Annotated in this window: 12 protein-coding genes; 3 read left to right on the forward strand and 9 right to left on the reverse strand. The window is 72.2% G+C overall.

The window, feature by feature from the left end; translation table 11 throughout:
* Nucleotides 1–95: 95 nt before the first annotated feature.
* The 3 genes from ACFY0K_RS40455 to ACFY0K_RS40465 all read right to left on the reverse strand — a co-directional run bounded on the left by ACFY0K_RS40455 (nt 96) and on the right by ACFY0K_RS40465 (nt 5,055).
* A complete protein-coding gene (locus tag ACFY0K_RS40455) occupies nt 96–860 on the reverse strand; it encodes a GNAT family N-acetyltransferase (RefSeq protein ID WP_390644057.1) in 765 nt (254 codons plus the stop codon).
* Nucleotides 861–1,051: 191 nt separating this feature from the next.
* Entirely contained in the window at nt 1,052–3,031 is a 1,980-nt protein-coding gene (locus ACFY0K_RS40460; RefSeq protein ID WP_390644058.1) for an IucA/IucC family protein, read from the reverse strand.
* Between the two features lie 488 nt (nt 3,032–3,519).
* Entirely contained in the window at nt 3,520–5,055 is a 1,536-nt protein-coding gene (locus tag ACFY0K_RS40465) for a diaminobutyrate--2-oxoglutarate transaminase family protein (protein ID WP_390644059.1), read from the reverse strand.
* A gap of 401 nt (nt 5,056–5,456) precedes the next feature.
* On the opposite strand from ACFY0K_RS40465, the gene ACFY0K_RS40470 reads away from it, so the two are divergent.
* Entirely contained in the window at nt 5,457–6,680 is a 1,224-nt protein-coding gene (locus ACFY0K_RS40470) for a trypsin-like serine peptidase (protein WP_390644060.1), read from the forward strand.
* A 174-nt stretch (nt 6,681–6,854) separates the two neighbouring features.
* Here the strand turns inward: ACFY0K_RS40470 and hflX are convergent, their stop codons facing one another.
* The 6 genes from hflX to miaA form a co-directional block, all read right to left on the reverse strand.
* Nucleotides 6,855–8,348: a GTPase HflX gene (gene hflX, locus ACFY0K_RS40475; protein ID WP_351961685.1), complete on the reverse strand. Its 1,494-nt coding sequence runs from the start codon at nt 8,346–8,348 to the stop codon at nt 6,855–6,857.
* A 226-nt stretch (nt 8,349–8,574) separates the two neighbouring features.
* Complete coding sequence (locus ACFY0K_RS40480) at nt 8,575–10,080, reverse strand: M1 family metallopeptidase (RefSeq protein WP_390644061.1); 1,506 nt, start codon at nt 10,078–10,080, stop codon at nt 8,575–8,577.
* A gap of 69 nt (nt 10,081–10,149) precedes the next feature.
* Nucleotides 10,150–12,297, reverse strand: a complete 2,148-nt coding sequence (locus tag ACFY0K_RS40485) for a RelA/SpoT family protein (protein ID WP_390644062.1) — start codon at nt 12,295–12,297, stop codon at nt 10,150–10,152.
* 295 nt (nt 12,298–12,592) lie between these two features.
* Nucleotides 12,593–13,456, reverse strand: a complete 864-nt coding sequence (gene dapF, locus ACFY0K_RS40490) for a diaminopimelate epimerase (RefSeq protein ID WP_390644063.1) — start codon at nt 13,454–13,456, stop codon at nt 12,593–12,595.
* Nucleotides 13,457–13,621: 165 nt separating this feature from the next.
* Nucleotides 13,622–14,137 (reverse strand): hypothetical protein, encoded by a 516-nt coding sequence (locus ACFY0K_RS40495; protein ID WP_390644121.1) that lies wholly within the window; start codon nt 14,135–14,137, stop codon nt 13,622–13,624.
* A gap of 107 nt (nt 14,138–14,244) precedes the next feature.
* The gene (gene miaA / locus ACFY0K_RS40500; RefSeq protein WP_390644064.1) at nt 14,245–15,183 is read right to left on the reverse strand and encodes a tRNA (adenosine(37)-N6)-dimethylallyltransferase MiaA; all 939 of its coding nucleotides are present in this window, start codon (nt 15,181–15,183) and stop codon (nt 14,245–14,247) included.
* A gap of 183 nt (nt 15,184–15,366) precedes the next feature.
* On the opposite strand from miaA, the gene ACFY0K_RS40505 reads away from it, so the two are divergent.
* Together ACFY0K_RS40505 and ACFY0K_RS40510 are read left to right on the forward strand one after the other, a co-directional pair.
* The gene (locus ACFY0K_RS40505; protein WP_390644065.1) at nt 15,367–15,675 is read left to right on the forward strand and encodes a hypothetical protein; all 309 of its coding nucleotides are present in this window, start codon (nt 15,367–15,369) and stop codon (nt 15,673–15,675) included.
* A gap of 34 nt (nt 15,676–15,709) precedes the next feature.
* On the forward strand, nt 15,710–15,997 hold the full coding sequence (locus ACFY0K_RS40510) for an antitoxin (RefSeq protein ID WP_390644066.1): 288 nt from the start codon (nt 15,710–15,712) through the stop codon (nt 15,995–15,997).
* Nucleotides 15,998–16,078: the final 81 nt, after the last annotated feature.

Genomic DNA, 16,078 nt, shown 5'->3' on the forward strand with positions numbered 1-16,078 from the left:
AGGCCGAAGTCCGGAGTGCTCGGAATTCTTTTGGACGGCCGGGAACTCGACCGGTCGCCGCTTCGTACTACATGTGTACACGCAATCACTCAGCGCTACATCAGGTGACGTAGGGACCGGTCCCGGATCATGAGGGCGGCCCGTTTGGCAGGCAGGTCGACCTCGCAGGCGTAGCGGAACCCCGCGTTGAGGAAGGCGGCCACGGAGGGGGTGTTGTGAAGGTCGGGTTCGGCGACGACGCGCGCACAGGCGGGGCGATGGTCGAGCACGAGGTCGGCCACGGCTCTGAGCAGGGCGGACCCCAGTCCCCGTCCCCGGTCGGCGACCTCGCCGACGAGGAGATGAACGCCGGTGTCGTGCGGCCGGGCCGGATAGTGGCGGGCGAGGGGGTCCAGGTCGGCCCGGTAGATCTCCCAATAGCTCATCGGGGTGCCGTCGAGCATGCCCAGGCACGGCACGCTGCGTCCGTCCCCCGCGAGCTGGGCCCGCAGATGGTCCTCCGTCTGCTCCCGTGAGCCGGCCAGCTGCCAGAACGCGGCCACGCCGGGGTCGTTCATCCAGCCGCTGATGATCGGCAGGTCGCGTTCGACCTGGACCGGCAGCAGATGGAAGAGGCCGACCGGGGTCTTGGTGGGGCCCCAGGTGCCGACCTGGTCGAGCAGGTCACGCACGTCGAGCGGGTTCGGGGAGCTGTACGAGCCGGGCGACTCGGGTGTCGTCCCGGCGACGAGGGCGAGGAATTCGTCGGGCAGGCGGAGGTCCAGGGTGTCCTCGCAGTCCCTGTTGTCCTCGGCGGGTCCGGGACGGCCGGGGTGGACCGGGACGGCACCTGTGTCGGCGCTCGCGTCGGTGGGAGGCATGGTGCGCTCCTCTCAGGAGACGAGGTGGGTCATGTTCCTCGGTTGCTGGATGAAAGGCGGTGAGTGAAAGGCGGTGAGTGAAAGGCGGTGAGTGAAAGGCGGTGAGTGAAGGGCGGTGAGTGAAGGGCGGTGGAGGGAGCGGGAGAAGCCGGTGACGGTGTCGGTGCCGGCTGGGTCAGGAATCGGCTGGGTCAGGAAGGCGAGGGTGAGGAGTGGAGGGGGTTGGTGATGGTGACGTAGACGGACTGGCCGTCGACCGGGCCGACGAGTTCGTCGAGGCCGTGCAGCCGGGTCAGCAGGTTGGCCTTGCAGCGCAGGACGGGTGAGTCGAGCAGGAGGCCGGGCAGGGGGCTGCGCAGCCGGGCGGGTCCGGTGGACGCGTCGGTGAGGAACCGGCGGAACGCCGCGAGCAGCAGCCGCTCGTCGGCGAGCCGCTGGGAGCCGAACGCGCCGATCAGGCCGAGCACGTTGTTGATGCCGAGGTAGTAGGCGAGGCGTTCGTCGGTGACCTCGTCGGAGACGAAGGTGTCGCTGTGCTCGCCGATACCGGGCAGCCTGCTGTCGAGGTCGCCGCGTCGGGACTCGCGGAAGTAGTAGCCCTGGTTGTCGCGGTAGCGCCCACCGGCCGGCCAGCCGTCGGCGTCCAGTACGAGAAGGGTGTTCTGCTGGTGCGCCTCCAGGGCGATGCCGGCCTCCCCGTCGAGCCAGAGCAGCGGGCGGACGACCTGCTCCAGGTAGCGCAGGAACCACTCGGCGCTGACCGCACCCACGGGCCGGCCGGTGCGTTCGGCGAGCCGGGAGACCACCCGGGCCAGCCGGGAGCGGTACGGGCGGGGCCTGCCGTTCACCGCCGGGGCGTCGAGGGGCCGGGGCGTGACCAGCCCGGCGACGCAGGACACGTCGTCGCTGGGGGTGAACGGGTTGTGCCGGACCACCACGTCGAGTCCTGGTACGGGCCGGCCGTCCAGGCTGTCGACGGCCAGCCAGGCCGGGTCGCGCACGATGTCGAAGCCGGGGTGGGCCGCCTGCCACTGCTTTGCGAGGCCGGTGCGCAGCAGGCGGTGCACCTCGACACCCCGGTGGAGTTCCTTGCGGAGGTTCTCCCGGCGGGAGTTGGTGATGCGCAGACCGAGCGACAGCTTGAGCATGGCGGGGGCACCGGTGCGGTGGACGGTTCGTACGGAGGAGGTGGGATGCCAGGGGGCGCCGAGCGGGCCCAGGTCGCGCAGGAGCCCTGCGTCGAGGAGGGCGGCGGTCTCCTCGCGGTGCCCGATCTCGCGGGCCTGCCAGGGGTGCAGGGGCAGGGCGGCGGCGCAGCCGTGGGGCAGGGGCAGAGCGGCTCCGGCCAGGCGTTCCATGAGGTGCGGTGCGGGGACGGGACGGCCTCGCTCGGTCCAGGCGGAGTCGGTGACGAGCAGGGAGGAGGCGACCGCGATCCAGTGCAGGGGGAAGGAGCCGCGCAACTCCGGTGAGTAGAGCCGGGCCTCGGACTCCGTCAGGCCCTCGCGGCTCTTCGGGGTCGGGTGCAGCGGGTGCCCGAGGAGGAGTGCCTGCTCGGCCGCGAGGAAGCGGTCGGGGCTGTCGGCGGGGTGGGCGCGCCGGTCCGCGATGAAGGTGACGGTGCGACGCAGGGAGTCGGCGACCCGGGCCACGAGGTCGCCGCCGTCGGGGGTGGCGGCCTGGGGGAGGGTGTGGCCGGTGCTGCCTTCGGCAAGACCGGTGCTGCACCCGGCCCGGTCGGTCGTGCCGGCTGGTCCCGTGGTCGTCTCGCGGGTGAGCAGGGCGGCGAGGGTGACCGCGTCGACGGTGGGGGCGGTGTCGGGAGCGCCGGCCAGGCGGGGTGCCCCGAAGCGGTGCCAGCCGGTCGGGGACCAGTGGCGGACCGGGGTGACCAGTGCGGTACCGCTGGCGGGGAGGGGGACGCGGAGGGTGCCGGTGTCGGGCGCGGGCAGGTTGGTCTCGCGTACCCAGCAGCGGAGCAGGTTCTCCACGGCGGCGGCCTGACCGGCGATGTGCGGGTCGGGGTGTTCGAGGAGGTCTCCCGTGTCGTCGCGTGGCCGCTCGGGCTGGGAGGTACGGCCTCGTTGCGGGGGGACCGACTCGGCGAGCGGAACGGGGCGTCCCTGTGGGCCCTGGTCTCCGTTGTCGTCGGGCGCGGGGGTGGCGTTCAAGGAGGGTTCCTCGGGGCTCGGGCGGTGCGGTGTTCGGCGTGGTGCCGGTGAACCGGGCTGGTGGGGTGGTGAGTCGAGTGCGGGGTGTCCTGATGAGAGGGGTGCGGATGATGTGCGGTGGCTCGTTTCGTGGGGTGGTCGGTTCGCTCCGCAGTCATCGGCCGGACGGTTCGTACGGGGTGCGCCGGCCGGTCGGGCCGCTGTCGACGGGTCGGCGACCGGCAGGTCCCGTCCAGATGATCCGGGCGTTCCGGATCATCTGGACGGCCCGGACGCTCGGAGCGGTCCGGCTGGTCCGAGCGGTCGGGACGGTCTCGGCGGTCCTGGCCGCCCCGGCCGTGCGGGCGATCCCGGCGACGGGCTCCCTGCGGACGGTTCGGTCGGCGGGTCCGTGCCGGGTGCGCCGAGCGACCTGGGCCTCCCCGGTGCGCCGGCCAGCCTTCGCCGTCCCGGTACGCCGACCGGCCTTCGCCTTGCCGGTGCGCCGGTCAGTCGTCCGGTTCCCTGCGGCCCTCGGGACGTCGGCGCCTGGCAACATGACCGTGAGCGGCCGGGTCGCGGGCCACGGCCGTCACCGCGTCGGCGAGGCGGTCCAGCACGGCGTCCGCCTGCTCGTCGGTGATGGTCAGTGGCGGCAGCAGTCGTACGACACCGGCGTGGCGGCCGCCGAGTTCGACGATCAGGCCGCGTTCCAGGCAGGCGCGCTGCACGGCCGAGGCCAGTTCGGGAGCGGCGGGACTCGGCCCGTGCCGGGGTGCGCCGTCCCACCCGGTCTGCGCAGCGCTCTCCGCACCGCTCCGCGCCGCGGCGACGGCGTCACGGCCCCCTTGCGCCCCCGTCTCCCTCCCGTGGTCGTCCGTCTCCCCCGGGTGCCCCTCGCCCTCCGGGTCCACCAGCTCCACCCCGATCATCAGCCCCCGCCCCCGCACGTCTCCCACGCACGCGAAGTCGTCCTGGAGTCGCCGCAGTCGGGAGAGCATCCGGGCGCCGAGCAGGCCTGCTCGTTCGGCGAGGGCGTTCTCTCGGACGTGGGCGAGGGTGGCGGTGCCGGCGGCCATGGCGAGCTGGTTGCCGCGGAAGGTGCCGGCGTGGGCGCCGGGCTCCCAGACGTCGAGGTCGTCGCGGTAGACGACGACGGCGAGGGGGAGGCTGCCGCCGATGGCCTTGGACAGGACCATCACATCGGGGGTGACGCCGCTGTGCTCGACGGCCCAGAAGGCGCCGGTCCTGCCCACCCCGGTCTGGATCTCGTCGGCGATCAGGGGGACGGACCGCTCGGCGGTGAGCCGGCGCATCCGGCGGAGCCAGTCGTCCGGCGCCGGGATCACCCCGCCCTCGCCCTGCACGGGTTCGAGGATCATCCCGGCGGGGAGCGGAACGCCGGACTTGGGGTCGTCGAGGACGGTCTCGGTCCAGCGGGCGGCGAGTTCGGCGCCGCGGGGGCCGCCGACGCCGAACGGGCAACGGTAGTCCTGGGGATAGGGCAGCCGGGCCACGCGGACGTCGCCGGCTCCGCCGGAGGCGGCCAGGGCGCCGGAGGTCATCCCGTGGTAGGCGCCGGTGAAAGCGAGGATGCCGGTGCGGCCGGTCGCGGCCCGGACGAGTTTGAAGGCGGCTTCGACGGCGTCCGTGCCGGCGGGCCCGCAGAACTGGACGCGGGCGTGGTCGGCGAGGCCGGGCGGCAAGGTCCGGAACAGTTCGGTGATGAAGGCGTCCTTGACGGGGGTCGCCAGGTCGAGGACGGAGAGCGGGGCACCGGAGTCGAGGACCTTGCGGATCGCTTCCAGTACGACGGGGTGGTTGTGGCCGAGGGCCAGGGTGCCGGCGCCGGAGAGGCAGTCCAGGTAACGCCGCCCGTCGGCACCTTCGATGGTGAGGCCGCGGGCCCGCACCGGCACGATGGGCAGGGCGCGCGCGTAGGTACGTGCCCGCGACTCACGCGCCGACTGGCGCCTCAGGATCCCCTCCTGTGCCGCGCGCGCTCCCCCGAACGTCTCCCCGGTCACCGGCTCCGTCACGGCCACGGCTCGCTGTCCTCCCCGCTGTCCAGAGGCGACTTGCTCGGCGGGCACCGGGCACAGGCAGCCGGACCCCCACCGCTACAACCCCGGACCGGCCGACGGGTTACGGGTCGTCTCAAGATCCTTGCCATGACCTTGCCGTGACCTTGCCGTGGACGGCACGGCCGGGGTCCGACCCGCCGGGCAGGAACGCTCCCTCCGACCCCGACCCCGACCCCGACCCCGGACCACTCCTGCGGCACGCACGACACCCGCTGCTCGCGACGCGTCGATCCACCCGAGAACTGCGGTTGCCTCGCCGGTGAGGCCCGTAGCAGAACCGTTGCCCGGCCATCGGGAGCGCCGCACAGCGAGCGCATAGTGTGTGCCGCTGAAGTTCCTTACCAACGGGGGGAGTCACCACCATGCGATCCATCCGGCCGCCGTTCGCCCGTCGAGGTGGAGGGGGCGCGCCCCGTGCGGTGGCGGCCGTCGCCCTCGCCTCGGCGCTGGCGCTGACCGCCACCGCCTGCGGCGGCTCCGGCGACGACAACGCCGGTGGCCCGGCGTCCGCGTCCGCTACGGCCGACACCGGTGACGGCAAGATCAAGATTCCGGACGACATCAGGAACAAGCTCAAAGAGCACGGGATCGACATCGACAAGTGGAAGCACGGGGCCTGGAAGAACTGGAACAAGGACGACTGGCTGCGCGAGGCCAACGACTTCATCAACCCCATCATCAAGGGCCTGTGGGACCCGGACCGGATGCGCGACGCCAACGATCCCGACAAGGACAAGGGAGTCGACGACAACGACCTCTCGGGTGACCAGGGGGTCACCGACCCCACGCCGGAGCCGGTCCAGGCGCAGGCGGTGCGGCCGGCCTACCACGCGAGCGCGGCCACGGCCGGGAAGGTCTTCTTCGACTCCCCCGAGGGCACGATGGTCTGTTCGGCGACGGTCGTCGAGGACCCGGCGCACCCGGGCAAGTCCAACCTGGTGTGGACGGCGGGACACTGTGTGCACGCCGGCAAGAACGGCGGCTGGTACCGCAACATCGCGTTCGTGCCGTCGTACAACGACAGGGGGCTGACCGGTTCGGCGCTCACGACGGCGACCCGTTCGGAGGTCGCGCCGTACGGGGTCTGGTGGGGTGACGGGGCGCAGACCTCGCAGCAGTGGATCGACCAGGGCGGCGAGACGGGCGGCGACGGTGCGTCGTACGACTACGCCGTGATCCATGTGACGCCCGAGCAGGGAAGTGGCGGCAAGTCGCTCGAGGAGACGGTCGGTTCTGCGTTGCCGGTGAACTTCGACGCACCCGCGGTGCCGAAGGTGTCGAGCATCACCGCCACGGGGTATCCGGCGGCGAAGCCGTACGACGGGTCGCTGCTGTACCGGTGCGCCGACAAGCCCGGGCGGCTGTCGGTGGACGCGTCGGCGCCGACGATGTACCGGATCGGGTGCACGATGACCGGCGGGGCGTCGGGTGGTGGCTGGGTGGAGACGGGCGCCGACGGCAAGCCGGCGCTGGTGTCCAACACGTCGATCGGGCCGGTGAGTTCGGGGTGGCTGGCGGGGCCACGGTTCGGTGCTGTGGCCAAGGGGGTTTATGAGGGGGTCAGTAAGGAGTTTGCTGATCAGTGAGGTGGGCGGATTTCGCCCTCGCGCCGTGGTGCAGTAGGTGCGTGGGCGGGTGGCTCGCCGTCGTGGTTGATCGCGCCCACGCGGCGAAGCCGCATATCGACAACAGCCCCGCGACCCCAGGTGAGTAAAGGCCCGCCCCCTTGAGAAGGGGGCGGGCCTTTCGCTCATGAACTGTCACGCAGCCGGAGCCGGGACGTACGGTGCCAGGTCCGCCGCCAGTTCCTCGTGGACGCGGACCTTGAGGAGGGTGCCCTCGGCGGTGTGCTCCTCCGAGAGGACCTCGCCCTCGTTGTGGGCGCGGGCCACCAGCTTGCCGTGGGTGTACGGGACCAGGGCCTCGATCTCGACCGACGGGCGGGGCAGCTCGTTGTCGATGAGGGCGAGGAGTTCCTGGATGCCCTGGCCGGTGCGGGCCGAGACCGCGAGGGCGCGCTTCTCGTTGCGCAGCAGGCGCTGGAGAACCAGCGGGTCGGCCGCGTCGGCCTTGTTGATCACGACGATCTCGGGTACGTCGGTGGCGCCGACGTCCCTGATCACCTCGCGCACGGCGGCCAGCTGCTCCTCCGGTACCGGGTGCGCGCCGTCGACCACGTGGAGGATCAGGTCGGCGTCGCCGACCTCCTCCATGGTGGAGCGGAACGCCTCGACGAGGTGGTGGGGCAGGTGACGGACGAAGCCGACGGTGTCCGCCAGGGTGTAGAGGCGGCCACTGGGCGTCTCCGCGCGGCGGACGGTGGGGTCCAGGGTCGCGAACAGGGCGTTCTCGACCAGGACACCGGCACCGGTGAGGCGGTTGAGCAGGGAGGACTTGCCGGCGTTGGTGTAGCCCGCGATGGCGACGGACGGCACCTTGTTGCGGCGGCGCTCCTGGCGCTTGATCTCGCGGCCGGTCTTCATCTCCGCGATCTCCCGGCGCATCTTCGCCATCTTCTCGCGGATCCGCCGCCGGTCCGTCTCGATCTTGGTCTCACCGGGACCACGGGTGGCGAGGCCGCCGCCCTTGCCGCCGCCCATCTGGCGGGACAGCGACTGACCCCAGCCGCGCAGCCGCGGCAGCATGTACTGCATCTGCGCGAGCGAGACCTGCGCCTTGCCCTCGCGGGACTTGGCGTGCTGGGCGAAGATGTCCAGGATCAGGGCGGTCCGGTCGATGACCTTGACCTTGACGACGTCCTCCAGCTGGATCAGCTGGCCGGGGCTGAGCTCACCGTCGCAGATGACGGTGTCGGCGCCGGTCTCGACGACGATGTCGCGCAGCTCCAGGGCCTTGCCGGAGCCGATGTAGGTGGCCGCGTCGGGCTTGTCGCGGCGCTGGATGACGCCGTCGAGGACGAGTGCGCCCGCGGTCTCGGCGAGGGCGGCCAGCTCCGCGAGGGAGTTGTCCGCGTCCTGCACGGTGCCCGAGGTCCACACCCCGACCAGCACGACCCGCTCCAGGCGGAGCTGCCGGTACTCGACCTCGGTGACGTCCTCGAGCTCGGTGGAGAGGCCCACGACGCGGCGCAGGGCCGCGCGCTCGGAGCGGTCGAACTGGTCGCCGTCCCGCTCTCCGTCGATCTCGTGGCTCCAGGCGACGTCCTCTTCCATCAGGGCATCGGCCCGAAGACCGTCGGGGTAGTCCTGCGCGAGGCGCCTGGTGTCCTGGGAAGGGGAAGAAGAGGAGGTCATTGGGTCCTTACGTCGATGGGAGTGCCGAATCCGGCCGTCGACTTCTCAACGTACGAGTACCCCGGGAGATTCCCCGCGACCCGTACCGTGCCGACCTGAGCCGACCTGAGCCGACCTGAGCCCGCCTGCGGTCGGCGCTGCCGGCGCTGCCGGCCTGTGCCGACCCCACGATGGTCGCACGGTACGCCCCGTCCTGGCACCGTGTTATTCGGGGGGCCGCCCCGCGTCACCTCTTGGTCTGCTTCTTCGGGGCCGCGACCTGCTTCCAGTCCGGGTGGCCGGGCATCGGCGGGGTCTTCGCGCCGTAGAGCCAGGCGTCGAAGAAGCCGGTGAGGTCGCGGCCCGCGACCGCGGAGGCGAGGCGGACGAAGTCGGCGGTGGTGGCGGTGGCGTCCCGGTGCCGCTGGACCCAGATCCGCTCCAGGCGCTCGAAGGCGGGCTTGCCGATCTCCTGGCGCAGGGCGTAGAGGGCGAGGGCGGCGCCGTCGTAGATGTTGGGGCGGAAGATGCTGATCTTCTGGCCGGGATCGGGGGCCTTGGGCAGGGCGGGCGGTCCGCCGGCGGCGCGCCAGCGGTCGGAGGCGCCGTACGCGGCCTTCATGCGGTTGATCATGGGCTGGTGGCCCTTCTCCTCCGCGTACAGCTCCTCGTACCAGGTGGCGTGGCCCTCGTTCAGCCAGACGTCGGACCACACGCGCGGGCTCACGCTGTCGCCGAACCACTGGTGGGACAGCTCGTGCACCATGACCGACTCGATGTACCACTTGGGGTACGCGGGTTCGGTGAACAGGTTCTTCTCGAAGAGGGAGAGGGTCTGGGTCTCCAGCTCGAAGCCGGTGGACGCCTGCGCCATGAGCACCCCGTACGTCTCGAACGGGTACGTGCCGACCTTGCTCTCCAGCCAGGCGATCTGGTCCGGGGTCTTGGCCAGCCAGGGTTCGAGCTTCTTGGCGTCGGCGCTCGGGACGACGTCCCGGACGGGCAGTCCGTGCGGTCCCGCCCGGTGCAGCACGGCGGAGCGGCCGATGGAGACCTGGGCCAGCTCGGTGGCCATGGGGTGCAGGGTGCGGTAGGTCCAGGTGGTCCGGCCGCCGGTCCGGACGGAGCCGGTGGGCAGGCCGTTGGCGACGACGGCGTAGCCGTTCGGGGCGGTCACGTGGAAGGTGAACATCGCCTTGTCGGACGGGTGGTCGTTGCACGGGAAGACGAGGTGGGCGGCGTCGGCCTGGTTGGCCATGGCGAGCCCGTCGGTGGTGCGCACCCAGCCGCCGTCCTGGCCCTTGGCGGAGACCGGGTCGCTGGTGTGCTTCACCGTGATCCGCGTCCAGTCGCCCCGGCTCAGCGGCTCGTCCGGCGTGACGACAAGGTCCTCGCCGGCGCTCTCGAAGGCGGCGGGCCGGCCGTCGACCTCGACGGACTCGACCTTGCCGTGCGCGAAGTCGAGGTTGAGGCGGTCGAGGTCGCTGGTGGTCCAGGCGTCGATGGTGGTGACGGCCTGCAGCGGCTTGTCGTTGCTGCCCGGATAGGTGAAGGAGAGGTCGTACGACGCCACGTCGTACCCCGGGTTGCCGAGGTACGGGAAGAGCCGGTCGCCGACGCCGAGCGGGGCCGGCGGGGCGCTCGCGCCGAGGAGGGCGACGGAGACGGCGGAGGCGAGGAGGGCGGCGGCCCGCCGGTGCCGGAGCGGTCGGGTGGCACGCCGTGACGGGCGGGTGCGGAGGGTGAGCGGCATGAACCACCGCTACCAGCACAGCCCGCGCTCACGGCGCCGACGCGCGACCGATCCACTCGAACGAGTAGGTCACTGGTGTTGCGCTCGGCCGACGTCGTACACGCCGGGCACGTTGCGCATCGCGCGCATCAGGGCGGGCAGGTGGGCCGCGTCGGGGAGCTCCACGGTGTACGTGTGCCGGACGCGCTGCTGGCTGGGAGGTTCCACGGTCGCCGAGACGATCTCGGCGCCCTCCTGGGCCATCGCCTCGGTGAGGTCGGCGAGCAGATGGGGCCGGCCGAACGATTCGGCGACCAGGGTGACCCGGCAGCCGTTGCTGTCGCCCCAGCTCACGGCCGTCTCGGGGCGCCCGGTGCTCTTCATGTGCGCCACCGAGGCGCACTCCACGCGGTGCACGGTGACCACTCCCCCGCGCACGGCGAAGCCGGTGACCTCGTCGGGCGGTACCGGGGTGCAGCAGCCGGCGAGCCGTACGGTCGCGTCCGGGCGGTCGGTGACCACGGCACTGGCGGTCCGGGGGGCGGTGCCCGAGGCGGGGAAGTCGGGTACGGGGCGGCTGGGGGCGGGGGCCGGCGGTTCCTCGGTGCTGTCCGGGTGGGCGGCGAGCCAGCGCTGGATGGCGATCCGGGCCGCCGGGGTGTGGGCGTGCTCCAGCCACTCCCGGGAGGGCTCGGAGGCCGGGTCCTGGCCCATCAGGAGCTGGACGGTGTCGCCGTCCGTGAGGACGGTGCTGAGGGTCGCGAGGCGGCCGTTGACGCGGGCGCCGATGCAGGCGTGCGCGTCCTCGCCGTACTGGGCGTAGGCGGCGTCGACGCAGGTGGCGCCCTCGGGGAGGCCGAGGGTGCCGCCGTCGGGGCGGAAGACGGTGATCTCGCGGTCCTGGGCGAGGTCCTCGCGCAGGGTGGACCAGAAGGTGTCGGTGTCCGGGGCCGCCTTCTGCCAGTCGAGGAGGCGGGAGAGCCAGCCGGGCCGGGTGGGGTCGGCGCGCTCGCCGTCGGCCGGGGCGGCCGCGCCGGCGGTCTCGGCAGCGGTCCCGGCCGCGGGGGCGTCGGCGGCCGGGGCGTAGGGGTTGCCGAGGGCGACGACGCCGGCCTCGGCGACCTTGTGCATCTGGTGGGTGCGGATGAGGACTTCGGCGACCTGTCCGTCGGCGCGGGCGACCGCCGTGTGGAGCGACTGGTACAGGTTGAACTTCGGTACCGCGATGAAGTCCTTGAACTCCGAGACCACCGGGGTCATACAGGTGTGCAGTTCGCCGAGTACGGCGTAACAGTCCGCGTCCTCGTTGACCAGCACCAGGAGTCGGCCGAAGTCGGCGCCGCGCAGTTCGCCGCGTTTGCGGCTGACCCGGTGGACTGAGACGAAGTGCCGGGGCCGGATGAGGACTTCGGCAGGGATGTCGGCGTCGCGCAGGACCCCGCGCACCTCCTCGGCGATGCCCGCGAGGGGGTCGTCGGTGCGGGCCGCGTTCTCGGCGATGAGCTCCCGCGTGTGCTCGTACTCCTCGGGGTGCAGGATGGCGAAGACCAGGTCCTCCAGCTCGGTCTTGAGCGCCTGCACGCCGAGCCGTTCGGCGAGCGGGATGAGGACGTCACGGGTGACCTTGGCGATGCGCTCCTGTTTCTCGCGGCGCATCACGCCGAGGGTGCGCATGTTGTGCAGACGGTCGGCGAGCTTGATCGACATCACCCGCACGTCGCTGCCGGTGGCGACGAGCATCTTCCGGAACGTCTCGGGTTCGGCGGCGGCCCCGTAGTCGACCTTCTCGAGCTTCGTCACCCCGTCGACCAGGTAACGGACCTCCTCGCCGAACTGTTCCCGCACCTGATCGAGCGTCACGTCGGTGTCCTCGACGGTGTCGTGGAGCAGAGAGGCCGTCAGGGTCGTGGTCTCGGCACCGAGTTCGGCGAGGATGAGGGTGACCGCGAGGGGGTGGGTGATGTACGGCTCGCCGCTCTTGCGCATCTGGCCGCGGTGCGAGGACTCGGCCAGCACATAGGCGCGGCGCAGGGGTTCGAGGTCGGCGTCGGGGTAGTGGGCGCGGTGCGCCTCGGCGACGTGGCCGATGGCGTCGGGGAGTCTGCCGCGGGCGGCGTTGCCGAGCAGCGCGGCCCGGCCGAGCCGGCGCAGGTCGATCCGGGGGCGGGCCTTCCTGCGGACCGCCGCCGCGGGCGCTGCGGGACCGGGCGTCGCAGGGTTCGTGGCCTCCGCACTCATGGGCACCTCCGGCTCGTGGACCGGTGGACGGGGCCCCAGGGCATACGAGGCTCAGGGATTGGCGACGTGCCCCCGTCCGTGCCGGTGCTTGATGCTATCGAGCCCATCACCCCCGATTGACCGGCTCCCGCCGAGCGTGAAACGGATCACCCAATCGAGCGACGATTTCGAGGTTTACGATTTTGCGCCACCTGTTCGGGGGGTGGCCGACGTTTCTCGCCAGGAGCGGCAACGCAGGCCGTGGATCCAGGTGTTGGAGGACGGCTCTGACCTCGGTTCCCGACGGGCGGCCGGCTCAGCGGACGGCGTTTTCCAGCCACTCGGTGTCGATCTCGCCCGTGGCGACAATCACTGCGGGGCCCGTCATCTCGATCTCGCCGTCGGGGCGCTCGGTGATGACGAGCCGTCCGCCGGGCACGTCCACGGTGTACGTCGCCGGGGTTCCGGTGACCGAGGGGTCGGCGCCGTCGCGGCGGGCGGCGGCCACGGCGACGGCGCAGGCGCCGGTGCCGCAGGAGCGGGTCTCACCGGAGCCGCGCTCGTGCACGCGCATCGCGACGTGGCGGGGACCGCGGTCGGCGACGAACTCGACGTTGACCCCTTCGGGGTAGGCCGACGGGGGGCTGAAGGGGGGCGGGGTGTAGAGGTCGCCCGCGTCGGCGAGGTCCTCGACGAAGGCGACGGCGTGCGGGTTGCCCATGTTCACGTTCCGCGCGGGCCAGGTGCGGTCGCCGACGCTCACGGTCACGTCGCCCTCGGGGAGGCGGGCGCTGCCCATGCCGACGGTGACGTCTCCGTCCTTCGCGATGTGCACGGTCTTGATGCCGCCGCGGGTGGCGACGGTGAGGTCGCCCTCCGTGACGTGGCCGGCGTGCTGGAGGTAGCGGGCGAAGACGCGGACGCCGTTGCCGCACATCTCGGCGATCGAGCCGTCGCCGTTGCGGTAGTCCATGAACCACTCGGCGTCGGCGGCCATCCCCTTGGCCTCGGGGTGCGCGGCGGACCGTACGACGTGCAGCACGCCGTCGGCGCCGATGCCTGACCGGCGGTCGCACAGGGCGGTCACGGCGGCCGGGGTGAGGTCCAGGGCGTTGTCGGGGTCCGGGACGATCACGAAGTCGTTCTCGGTGCCGTGGCCCTTGAGGAAGGGGATGCTCATTCTTCGAGGGTAAGGGAGGGGGGAGGGGTGGTTCGGAGGTGGTTCGGGTGCGGGGCCGGTGGGGCTGGTCGCGCAGTTCCCCGCGCCCCTTTCGGGGCGCTCCAGTGCGGGGCGTTTCGGGCGGAGGCGTACGTCGGCGCAGGCGTACGCCGGCGCAGGGTTACGTCAGCGCAGGCGTGCCACGCGCCATACCGCCAGGACGACCACGATCGCGACCAGGGCCACGTATCCGAGCACCACGCGCCAGTCGGGCCTGCGGCCCGAGCCCCGTGCCGGGAGGCCGGGCCAGGTGTAACCGACCTTCCTCGCGGCCATCATTCCCCAGCCGGCCGCGCAGGAGCAGATCAGCAGACCCAGCATGGCGATCACCGCGCCGCTGTCGCCGAAGTCGAAGGCCAGCGGGAAGGCGAACATCAGGGAGCCGACCGCGGCCAGGCCGACGATCGGGGCCAGCTGCCACAGGCGCAGGCGCCGCTGCGGGCGGAGCTCGACCTCGACCTCGGGGCCGCTCGCGAACATCTCCTCCGGCTCGGGGCCGTCGGCGGTGACACCGCCGCCCACCGTGTCGTCCGGACCGTCCGGCGAGAGTCGCCCCTCACCCTCGTCGTCGACACCCGGTTCAAGGGCCTCGACGGCGACGTGCTCGGTGTCGTGTGCGGTGTCGCGAGGGCCGGCCTCCATCGCCACGCGCCCTCCCAACCTAGGACTCCACTTGCGATCGAAGCTCGATGATGGCACGGCGCCGGAGGCCCCGATGACCGGTGGCGCATCCCGATGCCATGACGTGATCAGGCTGTGACCGGTCGTTCGACCAACGCCAGGGCCTGCCGGGGAAGTTCTTCGCGGTCCGCTGCGGCCCCACTCAGCCAGTGCACCCGGGGGTCGCGCCTGAACCATGAATCCTGGCGGCGCGCGAAGCGCTTGGTGGCACGGACGGTCTCCGCCCGGGCTTCCGCTTCGGTGCACTCGCCGGCGAGCGCCGCCAGGACCTGCTGGTAGCCGAGGGCGCGCGAGGCCGTGCGTCCCTCGCGCAGCCCGTGCGCCTCCAGTGCGCGCACCTCGGCCACGAGTCCCGCCTCCCACATCCGGTCGACGCGCAGCGCGATGCGCTCGTCGAGTTCGGGACGGGCCACGTCGACGCCGATCTGGACGGTGTCGTAGACCGAGTCGTGGCCGGGCAGGTTGGCGGTGAAGGGGCGCCCGGTGATCTCGATCACCTCCAGTGCGCGGACGATACGACGGCCGTTGCTGGGCAGGATCGCGCGGCCCGCCTCCGGGTCGGCGGCGGACAGCCGGGCGTGCAGGGCGCCGGAACCGCGCAGGGCGAGCTCGTCCTCCAGGCGGGCCCTGACCTGGGGGTCGGTGCCGGGGAACTCCAGGTTGTCGACGGCGCCGCGGACGTACAGCCCGCTGCCGCCGACCAGGATCGGCCAGCGGCCCTCGGCGAGCAGGGCGTCGATACGGGCGCGGGCGAGCCGCTGGTACTCGGCGACGGAGGCGGTGACGGTCACGTCCCAGATGTCGAGCAGGTGGTGCGGGACGCCGGCGCGCTCCCCGGGCGTCAGCTTGGCGGTGCCGATGTCCATCCCCCGGTACAGCTGCATGGAGTCGGCGTTGACGACCTCGCCGCCGAGCCGCTGGGCCAGGAAGACGCCGAGGTCGGACTTTCCGGCCGCGGTGGGGCCGACGACGGCGATGACACGGGGGGCGAGGGGTGCGCTGCTCACCGCACCAGTCTCGCAAACCTCGGAGGCGGGTCTCGAACGAGTTACGTGACGGAGCGTGTCCGGCTTCGTTGCCCGTTGCGAGGTTCCCGCCACCGCCGCCGAGAGGTCGCGACCGGTCCGGCGCAATCGGACGCACCGGGGTCACGCGGGATTTCGCTCGCACGAGTAACGTATGGAGTGGATATGGGCGTTTTTGCACGGTTCTTTGGGAAGAAGCAGAAGGCGTCGGAAGAGCCGAGGACCCCGGAAGAGCCGGAGGTCAGCGCGTCGGCCGGTGCCGAGCCCGAGGGGCCCGGGCCGGAGAACGCCACGGAGGAGGCGGCCGAGGCCGAGGCTGCGCCGAAGGGTTCCGGCGAGGACGACGGCCGGGACACGGACGCGCGGACGGACCCGGAGCGTGCCGGGGCCGCCGCCGACAACACCGAGATCCCCAAGCAGCAGTCCGCCAAGGAGGCCGCCGACAACGAGGCCGGCGAGGGCGCCCGGACATAACGGTCCGCGAGGGGAAGCCATAGGGAAGGTAACCATGGGTCTTTTGGACAATTTGAAGGCCAAGCTCGCCCCGGCCAAGGACAAGGCCTCTCACTTCGCGCAACAGCACGAGGACAAGGTCGACAAGCTCCAGCACGGCATCGACAAGGCCGCGCGGGTCGTCGACGAGAAGACCAAGGGCAAGTACAGCGACAAGATCCAGACGGGTACGGGCAGGGCCAAGGGCGCCATGGACCGGTTCGTGCACCCGGACGCCATGGGCGGTACGACGCCCGGCTCCACCGGCCCGACCGGGCCGGAGGGGCCGCCGCCGGCTTCCTGAGCCGGGCGGGTCCCGGAGAAGATCGGCGGACGGCCGTGAGTCACCCGACTCCCGGCCGTCCGCCGTTCCGGCTGGCGGTCA

This window comes from Streptomyces sp. NPDC001507 (assembly GCF_042894765.1).
Taxonomy (GTDB): Bacteria; Actinomycetota; Actinomycetes; order Streptomycetales; family Streptomycetaceae; genus Streptomyces.

What these genes read in the sequence shown, in the direction of transcription:
- ACFY0K_RS40480 (WP_390644061.1), bottom strand. Translation starts at nt 10,080, where the DNA reads ATGCCGCTCACCCTCCGCACCCGCCCGTCACGGCGTGCCACCCGACCG.
- dapF (WP_390644063.1), bottom strand. Translation starts at nt 13,456, where the DNA reads ATGAGCATCCCCTTCCTCAAGGGCCACGGCACCGAGAACGACTTCGTG.
- ACFY0K_RS40470 (WP_390644060.1), top strand. Translation starts at nt 5,457, where the DNA reads ATGCGATCCATCCGGCCGCCGTTCGCCCGTCGAGGTGGAGGGGGCGCG.
- ACFY0K_RS40505 (WP_390644065.1), top strand. Translation starts at nt 15,367, where the DNA reads ATGGGCGTTTTTGCACGGTTCTTTGGGAAGAAGCAGAAGGCGTCGGAA.
- ACFY0K_RS40495 (WP_390644121.1), bottom strand. Translation starts at nt 14,137, where the DNA reads ATGGAGGCCGGCCCTCGCGACACCGCACACGACACCGAGCACGTCGCC.
- ACFY0K_RS40455 (WP_390644057.1), bottom strand. Translation starts at nt 860, where the DNA reads ATGCCTCCCACCGACGCGAGCGCCGACACAGGTGCCGTCCCGGTCCAC.
- ACFY0K_RS40485 (WP_390644062.1), bottom strand. Translation starts at nt 12,297, where the DNA reads ATGAGTGCGGAGGCCACGAACCCTGCGACGCCCGGTCCCGCAGCGCCC.
- hflX (WP_351961685.1), bottom strand. Translation starts at nt 8,348, where the DNA reads ATGACCTCCTCTTCTTCCCCTTCCCAGGACACCAGGCGCCTCGCGCAG.
- ACFY0K_RS40510 (WP_390644066.1), top strand. Translation starts at nt 15,710, where the DNA reads ATGGGTCTTTTGGACAATTTGAAGGCCAAGCTCGCCCCGGCCAAGGAC.